This window comes from Burkholderia sp. MSMB1498, assembly GCF_001526245.1.
In the GTDB taxonomy this organism is placed as follows: Bacteria; Pseudomonadota; Gammaproteobacteria; order Burkholderiales; family Burkholderiaceae; genus Burkholderia; species Burkholderia savannae.
The window spans coordinates 1-16,859 of the sequence record NZ_LOYJ01000047.1 but is presented as its reverse complement, the minus strand read 5'-3'; the positions used below and the strand labels follow the sequence as shown (position 1 = coordinate 16,859).

At 59.1% G+C, this 16,859-nt stretch carries 13 protein-coding genes, 9 pseudogenes and 1 other annotated feature; of the genes and pseudogenes, 7 read left to right on the top strand and 15 right to left on the bottom strand.

Going from position 1 to position 16,859, the window contains the following annotated elements:
* Positions 1-248: 248 nt before the first annotated feature.
* The gene (locus WS91_RS37740) at positions 249-1,289 is read left to right on the top strand and encodes a YadA family autotransporter adhesin (RefSeq protein ID WP_269434515.1); all 1,041 of its coding nucleotides are present in this window, start codon (positions 249-251) and stop codon (positions 1,287-1,289) included.
* Positions 1,290-1,646: 357 nt separating this feature from the next.
* Here the strand turns inward: WS91_RS37740 and WS91_RS08675 are convergent, their stop codons facing one another.
* From WS91_RS08675 to WS91_RS32590, 7 genes and pseudogenes are all read right to left on the bottom strand, one after another.
* Positions 1,647-2,696 carry an Ldh family oxidoreductase gene (locus tag WS91_RS08675; protein WP_059584678.1) on the bottom strand — a complete coding sequence of 350 codons (1,050 nt, stop codon included), beginning with the start codon at positions 2,694-2,696 and terminating at the stop codon, positions 1,647-1,649.
* 13 nt (positions 2,697-2,709) lie between these two features.
* Entirely contained in the window at positions 2,710-4,218 is a 1,509-nt protein-coding gene (locus tag WS91_RS08670) for a DASS family sodium-coupled anion symporter (protein ID WP_156432333.1), read from the bottom strand.
* A 959-nt stretch (positions 4,219-5,177) separates the two neighbouring features.
* A pseudogene (locus WS91_RS35665) lies at positions 5,178-5,291 on the bottom strand (ATP-binding protein); the annotation flags it as partial.
* A 44-nt stretch (positions 5,292-5,335) separates the two neighbouring features.
* Positions 5,336-6,889 (bottom strand): IS66 family transposase, encoded by a 1,554-nt coding sequence (gene tnpC / locus WS91_RS08665; protein ID WP_059670120.1) that lies wholly within the window; start codon positions 6,887-6,889, stop codon positions 5,336-5,338.
* A 63-nt stretch (positions 6,890-6,952) separates the two neighbouring features.
* Positions 6,953-7,288: an IS66 family insertion sequence element accessory protein TnpB gene (gene tnpB / locus WS91_RS08660; RefSeq protein WP_059670119.1), complete on the bottom strand. Its 336-nt coding sequence runs from the start codon at positions 7,286-7,288 to the stop codon at positions 6,953-6,955.
* Positions 7,285-7,677, bottom strand: coding sequence for a helix-turn-helix domain-containing protein (locus WS91_RS08655; RefSeq protein WP_156432332.1), 393 nt, complete (start codon positions 7,675-7,677; stop codon positions 7,285-7,287). The genes tnpB and WS91_RS08655 overlap by 4 nt, the downstream gene beginning before the upstream one ends.
* Positions 7,678-7,750: 73 nt before the next feature.
* Positions 7,751-8,915: pseudogene (locus WS91_RS32590) on the bottom strand (IS110 family transposase).
* 131 nt (positions 8,916-9,046) lie between these two features.
* Here WS91_RS32590 and WS91_RS32585 point away from each other — a divergent pair.
* Positions 9,047-9,248, top strand: a pseudogene (locus tag WS91_RS32585) (transposase); the annotation flags it as partial.
* Between the two features lie 45 nt (positions 9,249-9,293).
* Here WS91_RS32585 and WS91_RS08645 read toward each other — a convergent pair.
* The 6 genes and pseudogenes from WS91_RS08645 to WS91_RS35660 all read right to left on the bottom strand — a co-directional run bounded on the left by WS91_RS08645 (position 9,294) and on the right by WS91_RS35660 (position 13,481).
* Positions 9,294-9,614, bottom strand: a complete 321-nt coding sequence (locus tag WS91_RS08645; RefSeq protein ID WP_059670118.1) for an AzlD domain-containing protein — start codon at positions 9,612-9,614, stop codon at positions 9,294-9,296.
* A complete protein-coding gene (locus WS91_RS08640) occupies positions 9,602-10,348 on the bottom strand; it encodes an AzlC family ABC transporter permease (RefSeq protein ID WP_059583202.1) in 747 nt (248 codons plus the stop codon). Before WS91_RS08640 ends, WS91_RS08645 begins: the two co-directional genes overlap by 13 nt.
* 31 nt (positions 10,349-10,379) lie before the next feature.
* Positions 10,380-11,633 (bottom strand): L-cysteine desulfidase family protein, encoded by a 1,254-nt coding sequence (locus tag WS91_RS08635; protein WP_231752005.1) that lies wholly within the window; start codon positions 11,631-11,633, stop codon positions 10,380-10,382.
* Between the two features lie 629 nt (positions 11,634-12,262).
* Positions 12,263-12,646: pseudogene (locus tag WS91_RS08630) on the bottom strand (IS5 family transposase); the annotation flags it as partial.
* Positions 12,629-12,745, bottom strand: a sequence feature (AL1L pseudoknot). Its footprint overlaps the pseudogene before it by 18 nt.
* Positions 12,638-13,022, bottom strand: a pseudogene (locus WS91_RS36745) (transposase); the annotation flags it as partial. It overlaps the preceding feature by 108 nt. The pseudogenes WS91_RS08630 and WS91_RS36745, both read right to left, overlap by 9 nt.
* A gap of 213 nt (positions 13,023-13,235) precedes the next feature.
* Positions 13,236-13,481 carry a hypothetical protein gene (locus tag WS91_RS35660; protein ID WP_156432331.1) on the bottom strand — a complete coding sequence of 82 codons (246 nt, stop codon included), beginning with the start codon at positions 13,479-13,481 and terminating at the stop codon, positions 13,236-13,238.
* Between the two features lie 364 nt (positions 13,482-13,845).
* On the opposite strand from WS91_RS35660, the gene WS91_RS08620 reads away from it, so the two are divergent.
* Complete coding sequence (locus WS91_RS08620) at positions 13,846-14,100, top strand: type II toxin-antitoxin system HicA family toxin (protein WP_059583206.1); 255 nt, start codon at positions 13,846-13,848, stop codon at positions 14,098-14,100.
* Entirely contained in the window at positions 14,097-14,456 is a 360-nt protein-coding gene (locus WS91_RS08615) for a type II toxin-antitoxin system HicB family antitoxin (protein WP_059583208.1), read from the top strand. The genes WS91_RS08620 and WS91_RS08615 overlap by 4 nt, the downstream gene beginning before the upstream one ends.
* A 10-nt stretch (positions 14,457-14,466) precedes the next feature.
* Here the strand turns inward: WS91_RS08615 and WS91_RS08610 are convergent.
* Together WS91_RS08610 and WS91_RS32580 are read right to left on the bottom strand one after the other, a co-directional pair.
* Positions 14,467-15,301 (bottom strand): annotated as a pseudogene (locus WS91_RS08610) (phage portal protein); the annotation flags it as partial.
* Positions 15,297-16,091 (bottom strand): annotated as a pseudogene (locus WS91_RS32580) (terminase large subunit domain-containing protein); the annotation flags it as partial. The pseudogenes WS91_RS08610 and WS91_RS32580, both read right to left, overlap by 5 nt.
* Here WS91_RS32580 and WS91_RS08600 point away from each other — a divergent pair.
* From WS91_RS08600 to WS91_RS38135, 3 genes and pseudogenes are all read left to right on the top strand, one after another.
* A pseudogene (locus tag WS91_RS08600) lies at positions 16,015-16,422 on the top strand (head completion/stabilization protein); the annotation flags it as partial. The pseudogenes WS91_RS32580 and WS91_RS08600 overlap by 77 nt on opposite strands.
* On the top strand, positions 16,422-16,673 hold the full coding sequence (locus tag WS91_RS08595) for a hypothetical protein (protein ID WP_059583215.1): 252 nt from the start codon (positions 16,422-16,424) through the stop codon (positions 16,671-16,673). The pseudogene WS91_RS08600 and the gene WS91_RS08595, both read left to right, overlap by 1 nt.
* Positions 16,670-16,859: pseudogene (locus tag WS91_RS38135) on the top strand (tail protein X); the annotation flags it as partial. The gene WS91_RS08595 and the pseudogene WS91_RS38135, both read left to right, overlap by 4 nt.

Here is a 16,859-nt window from a genome sequence, read left to right as displayed (position 1 = left end):
GGATGATCCTCAGGAAGCTGCGGCTTCTTTGCGCTCTGATTCTGGCGCGCGTCATTGGCGGGAACCTGATGATGACGGGCGGCGCGTAACGCCGTCGTCGTTCAAAGTGAATTGTTCAGGGCCGACTGGATAGCTGGACGGTCGACATCAAAAGTTTGCACGAGATAGGTATGCCGATTGTTCCGATCGACTGTAGGGGCGGAATGCTCGGTCGTCGTACGACAGTCAATTTTTGCGAGGTGATTTGAATGGAAGCATCGGGGTGGTTTCGGAAGCGGGTGAAACAGTTCGCGGTGCATCGCGCGCGGCATGATCGGGCTGGTGCATCCTGGCCAGAAATCCGGTTCGTCGATATCGTGAGTGGGAAAAATGGCTGGAGCGGAATTCGATCAGCAAGTGTGTGCGCTACTTTGTGCGCGTCGGTCGGTTTCGCATATGCAATGCCTGTTTCGCACGGTATTTCGAAAAATGACAATTATAATATATCTATGGGTGAAATTGAGAATAATATACGGAAAATGAAGGACAGTCTCGTAGATGATGATTATTTGAAAATCATTGAGTGGTATTCGAAAATCGTTAACGACGTTGAGAGTGAACTCGAGATCAAACAGAGCTCTATTAAGGAGCATCTAGACGTTACTAAAGGCTATCTGAGCAAAATTGAGGGCTATTCGAGCAATATTTCGCCCGAATCGACCGGGAAATCAGACAACGAATTGTTCGGCAGCGGACGCGATGAGTTCGAGGGGGAATGGGAAGATGCGGTTGCGCCCGATTGGATCTCGAGCGCGAAAGCCGAAAGGCCGATTGCGCTGGGCGCGGATGCCGCCGCCTCGGGCGTCGACTCAGTCGCACTGGGGGCAGGCTCGCAGGCGACGCGAGACAACACGGTGTCGGTCGAACAAGCCGGCGGCGAACGCCAGATCGTGCATGTTGCGCCAGGTACAGAAGGAACAGATGCGGTAAATGTGAACCAGCTCAATTCGGCATTAAAGACAATAACGGTTCAATCGGAACGCCGCTTCGGCGAATTGCAGCGGCAGATCGATGCTACCGCACGTAGTGCATACGCGGGCGTGGCTGCCGCGACTGCGTTGACGATGATCCCCGACGTCGACAGGAACAAGACGTTGTCGATCGGCATTGGTGTGGGTTCCTACAAAGGTTACCATGCGATGGCGCTTGGAGGCACAGCATGGCTCTCGAGCAATCTGAAGGTCCGGACAGGGATCGGGTTGAGCTCGGAAGGAAAGACGATAGGCGTTGGGATGAGTTGGCTACAGTGACTGCGCGGACGGGCTATTCAGCGCCACCCTTATCTAACAAGGCATTGGCGTTTTCAGCGATCCGCACGTTCGCGGATTGACACATTTGCTGTCGTAACGGTGACACTTTTAATGTGGTCTACATCTAGGTCGCCGCCCGGCGACTCAGTCCCAGGTAGCGACATGCCTTGCGTTGCGACAGGGCTTACAGCGCCTCGCGCTGGCCCGTCGGGGTGCCCGAATAGCACTCTCGCAACCGTTCGAATCGAATCCGCGTTTTACCCCCGTTTCTGCTGGCGTCATTACGGCGATCATCCCCGGGGCCACTACGCCGATCCGCGACAGCAGGTTTTCCTTTTTTTGCTTCGTCCCCTGGTATTACACGCTTGGCACCTCGACTTTGAGCGACTGGCCGAGTCTCGTCAGATGTGACCAAATCGTTGGGGCAATGTCGATGTGGGTCGCCGCGCGAGCGCGATTCGCCGCCTCGTACTCGCCGGGATACTGAACCCGATCGAAGCCCGGCGCCGTTGGCGTATCGTGCAGATACCGCAGAAATGCCTCGATTTCACCAGCCTGCCAGCTCAGGCCGAGATCGAGTTCGGGGTTGATCAATATTCCGAACAGATTGTTCGTCGCAACGCCGCCGCGCGGATTCTCCGGTTGAATTGTGCCGCCACCCGACAGGACCCCTGCCAGCAATTCCGCGACCAGGCCGAGCGCATAGCCCTTGTGTGCGCCGAACGGTAACAGCGCGCCGGGATCCTCCGCGAACATCACGGACGCGTCCGTCGTCGGGTTGCCGTTCTTGTCAATGATGCTATTCTCGGGTGCTGGCTCACCGCGCTCGGCGAGCACACGCGCCTTGTTGATTGCGATTGCGCTCGTCGCGATATCGACGACCATCGGCGGGCGCCCGTTCGGCATCGGGCCGGCAAAGCAGAGGGGATTTGTCGTCAGCCTTGCGATGCGGCCGCCGTATGGCGCGACGACGGGCGGGCGGTTCGTGACGTTCGTAAAGCTGAGAAGCACGAAACCGTTGCCGGCGACCATCTCTCCGTAGTGCCCCATGCGTCCCAGATGGTGTGAATGGCGTAGCGTCACTATACAGTGGCCGTGATCGCGCACACGTTCGATGGCTGCCCGCATCACGGTTTTGCCGACATGCTGACCGAACCCGCGGTGGCCATTAAACACCATCAGCGTATCGCGGTCGAGTACGCATTCGGCGCGGCCTGTCGGATCAACGTTCGCCGTCTCGATTGCCCGGCGGTAGTTCGGCAGGATAGAGATGCCGTGACTGGCGTAGCCACAGCGGTCCGATTCGACGAGATGTTCGGCGACATCGTTGGCGATGTCATCTGGCACGTCGAGCCGGGTCAGGATGTCGAACGCAAATTGGTGCGCGGATTCGATCAGAAGTTTCATCGGATGCCTCTGTCTACAGCCAGTCGAGCCAGCGCCAGTAGGTTTCCGCGAAGACAAGCATTAGCGCGTAGCCGATGATCGTCACCGGGATGCCGATGCGCCCGAATTGACGGCCGTTGAACGTATCGGTGCCAAGACAGACCATGTTCTGCGGCGCATTGATCGGAAGGATGAAGCCGAAGCTGACCGTGAAGCCGAGCAGCATCGTGATACCGACGCGATTCACGTTACCAGGTAACGTTTGTAGGACCGATATCAGAATGGGTAGCAACGCGGCCGTCAATGCCGTTGCGCTCGCAAAGCCCAGGTGAATCACGATCAGGAACGCGCTCAGGATTGCGAAAATCGCGAGCGCGCCTTGGTCGGCAAGCCCCGAATGCGTGACGACGAACTTGCCTAGCCATTGGCCCGCCTGTGTGGTCAGCAGCGCGGTGCCGAGGCTGATGCCGACGCCGAACACGATGAGCGTGCCCCACGGGGTGCGCTGCTGCATAGTCTTCCAGTCCATCACGCCCAGCTTGGGCAGCATCAGGATCACGAGGCCGACGAACGTGATGCTCGCTGTGTCGACCTGATGCAGCTTGCCTTCCGTTGCCCAGAAGAGCAGCAAGCCGATCGAAACTGCGGCGAGCCGCTTCTGCGCACCCGTCATTGGTCCGAGTGCCGTCAGTTCGCGCTGGACTGCTTCCTTGCCACCCGGGATCGTTTCGGTCTCGGAAGGCAGCATGAAGCGCACGAGGAAGAAGAGCACGACCGACATAACAATCGCCCACGGTGCGCCGGCAATCAGCCACTGGAGCCAAGTGACGCGTTCGCCGAGCAGCTTACCCATGAACCCCACCGTCAGCAGGTTTTGTGCCGCGGCCGTCTGGATACCGACATTCCAGATACTCGTTGCCTGCGCGACGGTAATCATGATGCCGGCCGCGATGTTCGATTTCTTGTCGACCCCGAACGCGGTGATGATGCCCATCATGATGGGAACCACACAGGCACTGCGGGCTGTCGCGCTCGGTACGACAAGCGACAGCGCGATCGTCACGGCGATGCTGCCGATAAGGATGCGCTGGGTGCTTGTACCGATCACGGACAACGTGACGAGTGCGATTCGTCGATCGAGCCCGGTTACCGTCATTGCCGCCGAGATAAAGAGAGCGGCGGCGACGAGTGCTAGTGCGGTGTTTGCAAAGCCCGCGAGCGCCATGCCAAGCGCGGTAGAGGTGCCGTAGAGCGTTGACGGATCGGTGATCTTTGGTGCATGTCCGATGAGCGCGGCCATGAGCGACGTGATCATGATCGCACTGGCTTCATACGAAACGGCCTCGGTAATCCATACGACGATCGCAAAGGCAAGGATTGCGAGCATCCGCTGGCCGGCGATGGGCAGGTCGCCAGGCAGCGGCAATGCAAGGACGACGATCAGGACACCGATGGCGGCGAAGAGTCCCCAGCGAAGGGGGGCGGCGGGTTGGACTTCCTTGGGTTCGGAGTCCGGGGCAGTCGACGGCGAGGCTTCCGGCATGGCGTCACTCATCACGTGAGGGTCTGACTCTGCGAGCCATAACAGGCGCTCGCGCCTTGAACGACAACGTGCTCACCATCCATGCACAAGTGATCGACCGCAATTCGTTAAGCTACTAAGGTAATGGCGGACGCCGATCATCTACTAGTGCGGGTACAAGTATATACACATAACTTTGTAAACAATATGGTGTCTTGGACAGATTGTTGTCAATCTACGAAAAGAATCTGGATGATCTCCCTCCATCGCTCTCTTGAGCGCATCAACTGGTCTGCTTAGAGCCCGTGTGAAAATTGATGAAATGGCGAATTCCAGCCCATCTGGACCGCGCTTGCGTGCCTTGGCGACGGCTTTTTTTGGAACGGTACTCTTCATCGGGGAGGCTGAAGGGGCGAGAATTTGCACTTCCAAACATGCTATTAGTCTATCTATTTCGTCATCCTACATATTGGGAAATTGTCCGCGGGAGCCTTGCGGAATTCGCAAAATAAGCATTACATATGCATTAAAATGAGGGGAATTGTTTGTGAATCGAAAAGTCTTTGTTGGGAATAAAGCAATTATCTTATCGCAATGCAAAATGAAAGAATTGCGAAATGCAGATGACATAATATAGGGGTTGGGAATCTACCGATTGACAATTTTGGAAAATTGATTGCTTTATCTAGAGAATGAGAGAATTGATCGCCTTGTATTTGAGCGCCGACGATGCCACCTCTCACTTCCGTGTGATGCCGGCACACATAGTCAGGTAAAGGATCGTCGATATGAAGGCAACCTCGATAATTTTCACGGAGTTGACATAAGACGACGGATATCCAGCCGTCACGGCTAAGCGTAATTTAAATGAAAGAGTGCCGGTTGTTTTCGTGATTTTGCCCCCTAAATGTTGATTTGCACGGAATCCTGACCCACGGTTTGCATTGAATTCTGACCCACCCGTTGGACCAGCTTTGGGGTTATTCGGTGGGTATCCTTGCTTTCTTTATCTCCTTTTTTGGTTGCGTTGTACTGTTTCTGAAACGATAGCTATCGTTGCCTGTTTCTACACTGTGACAGTGATGCGTAAGACGGTAAGCACCCGGTAAAGGCACCGAGGCTCGGGAGGTGCCGCTGATCAAGCCGCGGCGAGCGTCCAGCGATGCGGAAGCAGCGACGCGATGTCGTTGGCACGATGCGTGGGCGGTCGGGTGAGCACGTCTTTCAGGTAGGCGTACGGATCATGCCCGTTAAGCTGCGCCGACCGGATCAGGCTCATGATCGCGGCTGCACGTTGTCCTGCGCGCAGTGAGCCAGCGAACAGCCAGTTCGAGCGGCCAGTCGCCCATGGTCGAATCTGGTTCTCCAGCCAGTTATTGTCGATGGGCACGTGCCCGTCATCGAGATAGCGCGTGAGCGCTTCCCAACGCTTCAGGCTGTAGTCGAGCGCCTTTGCGATTGCCGATCCTTCGGCAACGAGCTTGCGCTGGGTCACCATCCAGGCGTGCAACGCATCGGCAACGGGTCTGGATCGCTGCTGGCGGATGGCCTGTCTTCGATCGGGCTTCAGTTCGGCGACGTCACGCTCGACGTCGTAGAGTGCGCCGAAGTATTTCAGCGCCTGCTCGGCGATCTGGCTCTTGTGGTTGACGTGCAGCTCGTAGAATTTCCGGCGGGCGTGAGCGACGCATCCGATTTCCGTGATGCCCAGTTCGAATCCGGCCTTGTAGCCGCTATAGTCATCGCACATGAGCTTGCCGCACCACGCTCCCATGAACTTTCGGGCATGTTCGCCGGCACGGCTGCCGGCGAAGTCGTAGACCACGGCCTTCAGATCGGCGAATGGCGTCGTGCTGTACGCCCACAGGTAAGCCCGATGCGTCTTGCCCTTGCCGGGCGACAGCATCTGCACCGGCGTCTCGTCGGCGTGCAGCACGTCGCGCTGCAGGAGCTCTTCGCGAAGCGCATCGACCAGTGGTTGCAACCGTACACCGCAGATGCCGACCCACGCGCCGAGCGTCGATTGCGGGACCGCCAGGCCCGCGCGGGCAAAGATGCGTTCCTGCCGATACAGCGGCAGGTGGTCGCCGTATTTGGCAACCAGCACCTGCGCCAACAGCCCGGTGGTCGGGATACCCTTGTCGATGACGTGAGGCGGGATCGGTGCCTGGATCAGGGTCCCGCAGTGCCGACAGGCCCACTTGCCGCGGATATGCCGCTCGACCGTGAACACGCCTGGCGCATAGTCCAGCTTCTCGCTGATGTCTTCGCCCACGCGCTCCCGCTGGCAACCGCACTGGCACGTGGTGTCTTCCGGTTCGTGATGGATGTCCGTACGCGGCAGTTTCGATGGCAAGGGCACACGCTTCGGCTGTTGCCGAGGCTCAGCGGCAGTCGTGGCCGGTTGAAGCTGTTCGAGTTCGGCTTCCAGTGCCGCCAGGTCTGCGTCGATCGCCTCGTCGAGCAGGCTCATCTGTTCGGCATCGAGCCGCTCGCTGCGCTTGCCGAATTGCAGGCGCTTGAGCACGGAGAGTTCGTGCGTCAGTTGATCGATACGCGTTTGCCGATACTGCAGCTCCCGCTCTCGCTCGCCAGCCTCCCGCTCTTGCTCGGTGACCTGCACGATCAGGTGCGCGGCCAACGCACGCAACTGTTCCGGGCTCAGGGCGTCGAGGTCGGTGGGCAAGTCCATGCAGGCCAGTCTGCCAGAGGCCACTCCGGCACGGAAGCGAAACTGTTTACGTCCCGGTGCGCCTCATATCACGGTAATCGCGTGATCGGGCGTTAGCGTCCGCCACGGCAGACCCGTGACCAGCGCGCGCAGTTGCTCGGCATTCAACGGCAAGGAAACCGACTGTTCACCATCGCTCCAGATGAAGCGGCCCTTGTTCAGCCGACGCGCGGCCAGCCAGATGCCCAGCCCATCGTAGACCAGCACCTTCATCCGTGTGGAATGCCGATTGGCAAACAGATACGCGTGATGCGGCCGCACTGCGCCGAACACCTTCACCACCCGGGCCAGCAACGTATCCGCACCGGAGCGCATGTCGACCGGCTCCGTCGCGAGACAGATCGCATCGATGCGGATCATCTCAGCCAGTCCCGCAGCCACGCCGCGCACTCGACGGCCGCCGACGCCGGCCAATGCACCGTGACTATGGCGGCGCCCCGACGAACCTCGATCCGGATCTCCGACAGCCCCGCCGACGCGGACGACGCTTCCAACTGGAGCGGCACGAATGCCGCCTGCGGTGCTGCGAGTGCTTCTACGGCCGCCGGTTCGATCACGTCCGGCTTCTGCCGTGCAACGACCCAGCGACGCACAAGGTTGGCGTTCAGCCGGTAATGCAACGCGACCGCCGCGATGGATACGTTCGGCTGCATCGCCGCGCGCACGACCTTCTCCTTAAACTCGCGGCTATGCCGACGCCGTCGCGTCGGCTCTATCAGTTCCAGCCCTTCAACCTCGTTGCCTTCCATGGTGTACACGTGTCCACTTAAAAATCTGGTGGACACGATCCTCGCGGTCACGAAGCGACTGGACAAGATGACTTCACCGGGGGCTTACGTAAGACGGTCGAGCAGCGCGGTCGTCATCTTGGCATCTGCAAACACGCAGAGACATCGCCAGGCGACCGATATCCCAGACGAAGCCCGCCAGTTCCCGCGCGACAGCCACCACGGCAACGTTGACGTTCTTGCCTCGTGTAGCGAGCTTGCGATACTTCTTGCATAGCCTTACCTGCGCGTCCCACGCACGATCGATGATTTCCTTCGGAATACCTTCGTGTCGAGGCTGTAGTGTTTTGCCTACGCGTGCCGGATGCCGATAACTCCAAGCGGCTTCAACCAGCAGCTTTCTCGCATAACTGTTGCCGGCCGTGGTGATACCACCCTGGCGTCGCGTGCCTCCGGACGAATGCTCCGAGGGCGTGATGCCAAGCCAGGCCATCAACTGGCGTGGATGCTCGAAGCGCGACAGATCACCGAGCTCGGACAGCATGCCCACCGCCGTGATGAACTGGATGCCGCGCATCGCCGGCAACGCCAGCACCGCCGGATAGAAACTCCACTCGACCACGGCTTCGCGTAACGCCGTCTACCAGCCGGTCGCATTGCGCCAGACGATCCTCGATCGTGCGGCGATGTTCGTCAAACGCGAGTTGCCGCCATGCACTCTCGAATGAATATTTGCTCAGCCAGCGTCGATGTGCAGCACCCCAGTCCGCTCGCCCGATGTAGTGCACACCGTGCGATAGCAGAAAGGACTTCAGCCGCTGCCGTGCGTGCCGCAAGTCGTCCCTGGCAGACGCCCAGCTCCGCGCGAGATCCCTGAAGGCTTCGTCTTCGACGCTCGGCACATACACGGCCGACAGATCTCCTGCGCGAAGGGAGCGCGTCAACTTAATCGCGTCGCGCCGGTCCGTCTTCACCCGTTCCCCGGGCTTCCTTGGAATCAGCGACGGTGCGCATACCATACAGTCGAAGCCTTGCTTGACCAGACGTCGGTACAGACCGTAGCCGCAGGGACCAGCCTCAAAGGCGACACGTACATGTCGGGCTTTCGATTGCAATCGCTTGCACAAGCGATCGATTTCCGTTGGCGTCGTGCCGGTCTTGCCCTGCAACTCGACTTCGCCTGCGTCGATTGCATAGGCGATCGTGATCGATTCCTTATGCACATCCAGCCCAACGTACACCGTGCTATTGTTTCCCATGCTGGCCTCCGTGGTGGAAGTTGCCGGGTGTGGCCTGTCCACACCGTGCGGCTCTGGCGGCGATGCTAACCCGCGTTGGATTCCCCACGCCAAGCCAGCCAATGCCCCACGGAAAGTCATACTGACTTACCCTGAAACTGATCTATCTGCCGCAGTACTCGCCGCACCTGAACCTCGACGAACAGGTTTGGGCGCAAGTGATGCGCAGCGCCTCCAAACGCCTCGTGCAGACCAAGGACGAGATGAAACGGCTCGCCATCGGCGCTCCGCGCCCAGCCCGCGCTGGTGAAATCCTTCTTTCGCCAACCCGAATACCAATACGCGGCTATGTGACATTTCTTTCGGAAATCTTAGTAGTAGCCATCTCCTCGAATCCCCCTACAGGAAACGGGTCAACAGGATCAGGGAACCGACGCCGCTCACCACGACCCAGATCATCCCGAAGCGCAGGCTGACAAGCGCACAGATGATGGCGGCTACTACCTTCGGGTTGTGCAGGTTGAATTCCATGTGTGAATTCACGTCGAGGATCTGTACGGCGATGATGGCCGGCAATACCGTTACGGGCACGAATCGAAGCGTCTTTTTCACACGTTCGGACATATGTATCCTCCCGGACAATCCGATAAACGAAAACCGGATCAGGAAGGTCACTGCGGCCATACCGGCCGTCAACAGGATAAAGGTCACGCTGTCCATTTTTGTGCTCCATCGGGCAAGCCCGCCAGTGCCACCGCGCTGATGGCCGCTTTCTTCTCCTCCGCAAAGTCCACGTAAAGCCCGGCACTGATTCCCAGCAGCGACGCAGCCACGATCCCAAGCGAATAAGGCAGGATTACCAGCAGTACGCCCGAGACGGACGCAACGGCCGCTGCAATAATACAGGCACGGCTGCGGATCTGAGGCATTACGATTGCGATGAAGGCTGCAACCATCGCAAAGTCGAGACCATAGCGCTGGATGTCGGGAAACGACGAGCCAGCCATAGCACCCAGCAGATCGGCCCCGATCCACGACAGCCAGAAGATGAACATAACCGACAGATAAAACCCCGGCTTTTGTTGACCGTCACCGTCCATGCGCTTGATGGTCGTGGCGTAAACTTCGTCGGTCAATGCGTAGGCCATCATGCATTTGGTGAGAAAGGAATACTCTTTGACCTTTTCGGACATAGACGCGCTGTAAAGGACATGCCTGAGATTGATAACAGCCGTCGTCAGGATCACAACACCGAGTGAGCCACCAATCTTGAGCATGTTCAGCGCGAGCATCTGGGAAGAACCGGCGATGACAATGCCGGCCCAGGCCGTGCTTTGCCATACGCTCATGCCAGCGGTGACGCTCAACGCCCCGACGATAAAGGAAAATGGAAAATTGCCGACGCACAGCGGGAAGATTGCCTTCGCGCCGCTAACGAAAGGATGGACTTTCATGGGGAATCTCCTTTTCAAAGACTGCGGCGCGCTACCGCTTTGCGGACATGATCCGGATGATGGCCTTGTCGGTATGCGTCATCGGACGCGTCACAAGCAGGCACAGGTTATTGATCGTTTCTTCAACGTCGTCGCAGACGATGCCGTCACTCGTGCTAGCCCGGATACCGTTCCTTGCCAAGAGAACGGCCTTGAATGCACTCGTGACGGCGGTTGACACCTTCATTGCGCAGCTGTTGGAAGCGCCGTCGCAGATGATTCCGCTAACGTCGCTGACCATGTTCGAAATCGCGCGCCCAATTGTCCCGAAGTCACGCGTGAAGAGCCAGCTCATGCCGGCAGCGGCACCCATCGCCGCGGTTGACGCTGCGCACAGAGCCGATAGCCGGGTGTACCGGGCATGAATCGAGATTGCGACCAGATGCGAAAGCGTCAGTGCCCGGGCCAAATCGTCCAGACTGGCCTTCAGGTATCGCGCAACGGTCACCATCGGCATGGTGGCGACAATGCCCTGGTTGCCAGAGCCGAAGTTGGTCATGGCCGGCAGCGCTGCGCCGCCCATGCGCGCATCGGATGCACAGGTCGCGTCGACCACAATCCGACTGAGCAGATCATCCTGTAGCATTCCCTGCGAGATGGCCTCGGAGAACGTTCTGCCGACGCTCATGCCATATTTTTGCCTTTTCCCTTCTGCGGACAATTCTTCATTTACTTTGGCCGCATCGAGCATGAACGCGATATGCTCAAAGTCTTCGAATTGCACAAACTCAAAAGCCTCCCGCAATGTGAAATTCTCAAATAATTCACTGTTTCGGTGCGGCGCATCATTACAGGAAATCTGTACTACATCATTAACGGCAAGATATGTGACGTTGGTATGGCCACCATTCGAAATCACCCGGCATTTACTAACTTCGCTACGCAACGTGAGGTCGACATGAATAAAATCAGGCGTTGCCTTTGCCAGAATCGAAACCCTACCTTCCTCAATCAGCCGGCGTGCCTGGGCAACCTGTTTGGAAGTAATATTCTTGAATACCTGAAGTCCTTGCGCTGCGTCGCCCCCAAATGCGCCCAGTGCCGCGGCAAACTGTACGCCCGAAACACCCGCGCCGGGAATGGTCACACCCATCGCGTTTTTGTAGAGATTTTCGGAGACAACTCCGCTGATCTCTACTATCGGCTCCTTCAGGTATCGCATGGCCAGCGCCGCAGCAAATGCAATCGCGACCGGTTCGGTACATCCAAGGGCCGGCGTTACTTCCCTTTGCAGCCAGCTGATCATTGATTTCGAGTCCATTTCGCCACCTTTTTATCTGGTTGCCCTAATTAATTGTGAATTATATTATATTCAATAGGGCATAGAATTAACATCCAAAATAGTGCGACAAAAAATATCATTTGCAGAATATTTTTCTACTCTGAAATTGACCAATTTAGTCGAAATTATTTTGCCAAATATCAAATTGACTCCGACACCAATAACGATAAGTCGCGACAGAGGCTTTGTGGGCAACGAAACACCGCGACAACATGAAAACATCATCAACCTGGAATCGCCCCCGATGTTGACGAGCCTCAAAGAGAGCCGAGTAGAAAAATATTCTCCATTCTGCGCGCACAAGCAAGGCATGGGCACGCCCGCAGACGTCCCCAACCGATTCTCGCGTCTACTCGCGGGACCTACGCGGGTACACGCGTGAAAATGGGGTTCCCGAGTTCAAGAGATTATCGTGCAAGTGATTGAATTTTTTGCGCCAGGTCCGCCTTGAATAATCCGGAGATCCCTACGCGACGGCCATTTTTTGGCGGAATGATGTTGCGATATTTACAAGGGCCTCGCATATTCTTGGCGAGAACCGGATGAGCCTGAATCAAGCCGCATAGCGAATCGGTTACTACTAAGAGACGGTTTCAAAAAGGCTGCTGGGCGCGCCGGAGGGTATTCCAGCAGATCAGGCGGCAACCGAGTTTGAGGAACGCGCCGTGAATGTCAGCACGGCGCTCGAAACGAATACGGAGGCGACGGAAGTGATGCAGCCAGGCATGCGTGCGCTCGACGACCCAGCGATATTTGCCAAGGCCGTTGCCATGTTCGGTACGGCGCTTGGCGATCACGGGCTCGATACCGCGATCGCGCAACGCGCGTCGATGTCGCTCGGAGTCGTAACCGCGATCGGCGTAGACCACACGCGGTCTCTGCAATGGGTGGCCACGCAATCCGCGAATCGGCGGAATCGCGTCGATCAGCGGCAGCAACTGCGTGACGTCGTTGACGTTCGCGCCGGTCCGCAAGACCTTGCAGATCGGCTCGACCCCGAAGGTGTCGCGATGCTGATCGATAAAGGCCTTCAGGACTTCAGGCGGCGGTCGAGCTCCGCCTGGGCGAAAAATGCGCTCGCTAGCTTCAGAATCTCATTGGCACGGCGCAGTTCCTTGTTCTCACGCTCCAGTGCCTTGAGGCGTTCACGTTCCGACGTGGTGACCCCCTCACGCTCGCCGCAATCGACTTCTTCTCGTTTGACCCACCCCAACAATGTCTGGCTCGTGCAGCCGATCTTGGGGGCGATGGATTCAATCGCCGCCCACTGTGACGGATACTCGTCGCGATGCTCGCGCACCTGCGGACTGCACGTTCTCGGACTTCAGCAGAAAACTTGTTCGACTTGTTCATGGCTCCATTCTCTCAAGAGTTGGAGCCTCCACCAAATCCGGTGCGGTTCATCGGTGATCTCAATGCCAATCTTGCGCGAACCGTCAATTATGACATCAGGCCTGTCCCCGAACTTAACCTCTCCGTCCGGGATTGAGAAATGTCGCCGGAACGACTCGAAGGCGTCCCGCTCGTCGTCCTGGGTTGTTCTGCGCGGCATTCGGTTTCCACCAATCAAGGCGAGCCGGTCGTGAGCGGAGCGATGAGCGGCGCGCGGATTTGGCTCAAGCGCTCGGTCATCGCCTCAGGGCATTTGAGTAGCTTTGCTGCATCGATACGCGGCTGGTTAAACAAGCGGTTCATTTTGTTTTTTCCTGTTGGGCTACCACCGTCGCCCTGATGCATTGGTGCCATTGCGCGAGCCGCAATAGCGGTGCCAAATTTCGCATCAAAGTGCACGAAGACGCACGAATTTTCCACGATGCAAAATCGCCCGAAACCCGCGCCAGTGGGCGCTCGCGCGGCAGGCGACCGATGCATGAAAACTGCCCCATCAAGAAAGCGTGCAGGCGAGGAGGGGGACCGCGCAAAGGCCACCTTGGGGCCTGGCTGCGCGCGGAAGAGCCTGACCCCAAACACCCCGCTCCCGGACGCGCCACGGCCTCGTTGTGCCGCTCGTGGCGTACGGTCCAGGGTTGGGGTGCCTCGCGAATGCAAAGCCGTTGTAGGCCCACTATTCGCGCCGTCGCCAGACGCACAAGGATCGCACCCAGCATGCTCAGGACAGATTGCAGATATCATTTTTCGCTAGCACCGAGATAGCACTTTGCGCTATCATTCCAACATGAAAACGAAACACGCCCGAACGCTCGCGGCGATCTTTACGAAGCCGACCTTGGGCGGCATCGTATTCGCTGACATCGAATCGCTGGTTGTCGCGTTGGGCGGCGACATCAATGAGGGCGCAGGGTCGCGCATCGCCTTCGAATTGAACGGGACGCGCCGCTACCTACATCGCCCTCATCCGGGTAAAGAGGCAAAGCGGTATCAGGTGGAAGATTTGCGCGACTGGTTCATCGAATTGGGGATCAAACCATGACCAACGCAATGAATTACAAGGGATATTTCGCCCGCGTAGATTTCGACGGGCGCGACAAGATTTTTGTCGGTCACGTGCTCGGCGTGGACGACAAAATCAGTTTTCACGGCGAAACCGTCGACGAGCTGACTGCGGATTTCCACGCAGCCATTGATCACTATCTGGAAGACTGCAAGCACACGAACCGGACGCCTCAGAAGCCCGCATCGGGTAAGTTGATGTTGCGTATCAACCCGGAAGTGCATGCGGTTGTCGGCATCGCGGCGGCTGTGTCGGGGGAGAGTGTCAATCAGTGGTCGGAAGAGGTGTTAAGGCGCGCGGCCCGAGAAGTGCTCGATCGTGCCGCGCATGCGTGACGCCTGCCACCTATGATGCCGCGACCGGCGCCAGCGGAATCTCGTAATCGTCGAACCTCACGACCTCCTCGCCCAGCCAGTCGTTCAGCTCGGCGAAGCGGGCCTGTAGCGGCCTGATTTCGTTGCGCCCGAACACGCGCGCGGCGGTGTCCGGCGTGCCGAACCCGCCCGAGTTGCTCGGCACGATGCCGAGCAGCTGAGGCGGCACGCGGCACGCGGTGCGCGGCGAGCAGATCGTCGCGCGTCACGTTCTTGATGTTGAAGAATTCGTCCTTCGCGGCGACCTCGGACACGGGGATAAGCTGGATGCCGTCTTTCTTCCCGCCCGGCGCGTACATGAACACGTTGCGGAAGTTGCCCGGCCCCTTCGCGTTCTTCAACGCGTCGCGCATGTTGTCGACGTCGTCCTGCTTTTGCGCGGCGTCGGTCATGTACAGGATGAAGCCGGCGTGGCTGCCGTTCTCGTAGTACTTTCGCCGGAACAGCGTCGACGATTCGTTCAGCCAGGCCGAGTGCAGCGAGCTCAGGTACTCCGGCAGGCCGTAGACCTCCTGATTGATGTCCGGCCGCACGAGCTGGAACACGCTGCCGGGCTCGAACTCGTGCCGATCCTGCCAGCCGTTCACGTACACGAAGCCGCTGAAATCGGCCTTGCGTCGCACGTACTTCGCGAGCGCGGGCTCGAATCGCAACGTGCCGCCGACCATGCTGCGGCGGCGCTCCAGGTAGCCGTTGCCGAACGTCAGGAAATCGAGCGCCCACCGCTCGAATGCGTGCCGCGACAGCCAGCGGTGCGGGCGGAACGTCGACGCGAGCACGTTCGCCTTGAAGAACAGCGCTGAAGTGGCACATCAGCAGGTTCGCGAATTCCTCGGCGCTGTATTCGCGGCGCAGTTCGTCGATGTCAAACAGGTCGCAGCCGCCCGCGATCGCGTCGAGCACGGTCACAATCTGCCGCCACTGCGCGTCCTCGCACAACATGCCGCGCACGAGCGCCTCGTGGCTCGTGTCGATCTGGATGCGCTCGCCCGCGGCGCGGCCGCGATTCGCGTGCGCGCCGCTCCAAAACGCGAACGCCTCGTGCCTGACACTCGACGGCGTGCTGAAGTAGGTCTTGCGCCAGCGCTTGTGCATCGCCATGCCCGACGCAACCTTGTTCAACTCGCGGAACTTCGGCACCCAAAAGTATTCATCGAAATAGAAGTTGCCGTGGTACGACTGCGCGGTGCGTGCGTTCGTCCCCAGGGAGTACAGCGTCGCGCCGCTCGGCAAGATGATCGGGTCGCCCGTGAGCTCGACGTCGGCGGCATCGCGCGCGAACTGCGTGATGTATTGCTTGAAGACGTGCGCCTGCGCCTTGCTGGCCGATAGGAAGATCTGATTGCGGTCGGTGTCAAGCGCGTCGACGAGCGCTTCGCGCGCGAAGTACCACGTTGCGCCGATCTGCCGCGATTTCAGAATGTTGCGCGTGCGCTGATCCCCGTTCCGATACCAAACCTTCTGATAGTCGAACAGCGAATCGCGGAACGCTTCGATGATGCGCTCGTGCTGTTCCTTGCTGATTTCGTTGCGCGGCGCGCGGCGTTTCGGGCCGGCGGTGCGCGACGCAATCTTCGGGTTCAGGTCCGATTCCTTGCGGCACGCCGCGCGCGACGCGATGCTGACCGTGAACGATGAGCTTGCCGCGTGGCGCGCACGGCAGCGCGCGGCGGGCGCGGCGACGCTCGCCGACGTACCGGCGCCGCATATCGATGGCGAATCCGCGCACGTTGCCCGCTATCGGCGCGCGGTGTACCACCTGACGCACGCGGACGTGACGGAGAAATACCGCGGCTACGACACGACGAAGAGCGGCGGGCAGGTCGCGGCCGATCTGGCGGCGACGGTCGACGACGCGCGCCGCAATGCGCGGTGGGCGATCAGCGACATCCTCGGCATCGCGCGCTCGACCGTGGAGCTGATCTGATGGGCCGCCCCATGTATCGCATTCGGCAGATTACGCGGGCCCGCCCGCGCGGCGAAGCGCTGTTATTCGTCAGCGCATTCCAAGTGCAGCGGCGCGGCGCCGCCCTGTTCTGGTGCGAGATCGCCTGTTGCTTGGATCGCGTCGGCGCTGAGGCGGCCATACGGACCGACGTGATCGCGCGCCGGCGAGCTCGAATCAAGCCGCGCGTGCTCAGCCAGTTCGATCGCGACGGGCAGGCGCTCGGGAAATGAAGGTAGCGGCACTACAAGGCGAAACGCTCGACGCGCTGTGCTGGCGGCACTACGGCAGCACGGCGGGCACGGTCGAAGCCGTGCTCGACGCGAACCCCGGCCTCGCCTAGCTCGGCGTCGTGCTGCCGATGGGAACCGTCGTGGAGATGCCGGAGCGCAGCGCGATCGAGCCGACGAAGCCGCTGC

Coding starts and splice junctions, on each gene's coding strand:
- WS91_RS37740 (WP_269434515.1), top strand. CDS start 249: ATGGAAGCATCGGGGTGGTTTCGGAAGCGGGTGAAACAGTTCGCGGTG.
- WS91_RS08675 (WP_059584678.1), bottom strand. CDS start 2,696: ATGAAACTTCTGATCGAATCCGCGCACCAATTTGCGTTCGACATCCTG.
- WS91_RS08670 (WP_156432333.1), bottom strand. CDS start 4,218: ATGCCGGAAGCCTCGCCGTCGACTGCCCCGGACTCCGAACCCAAGGAA.
- tnpC (WP_059670120.1), bottom strand. CDS start 6,889: ATGGACTTGCCCACCGACCTCGACGCCCTGAGCCCGGAACAGTTGCGT.
- tnpB (WP_059670119.1), bottom strand. CDS start 7,288: ATGATCCGCATCGATGCGATCTGTCTCGCGACGGAGCCGGTCGACATG.
- WS91_RS08655 (WP_156432332.1), bottom strand. CDS start 7,677: ATGGAAGGCAACGAGGTTGAAGGGCTGGAACTGATAGAGCCGACGCGA.
- WS91_RS08645 (WP_059670118.1), bottom strand. CDS start 9,614: ATGGACAGCGTGACCTTTATCCTGTTGACGGCCGGTATGGCCGCAGTG.
- WS91_RS08640 (WP_059583202.1), bottom strand. CDS start 10,348: ATGAAAGTCCATCCTTTCGTTAGCGGCGCGAAGGCAATCTTCCCGCTG.
- WS91_RS08635 (WP_231752005.1), bottom strand. CDS start 11,633: ATGATCAGCTGGCTGCAAAGGGAAGTAACGCCGGCCCTTGGATGTACC.
- WS91_RS08620 (WP_059583206.1), top strand. CDS start 13,846: ATGAAAACGAAACACGCCCGAACGCTCGCGGCGATCTTTACGAAGCCG.
- WS91_RS08615 (WP_059583208.1), top strand. CDS start 14,097: ATGACCAACGCAATGAATTACAAGGGATATTTCGCCCGCGTAGATTTC.
- WS91_RS08595 (WP_059583215.1), top strand. CDS start 16,422: ATGGGCCGCCCCATGTATCGCATTCGGCAGATTACGCGGGCCCGCCCG.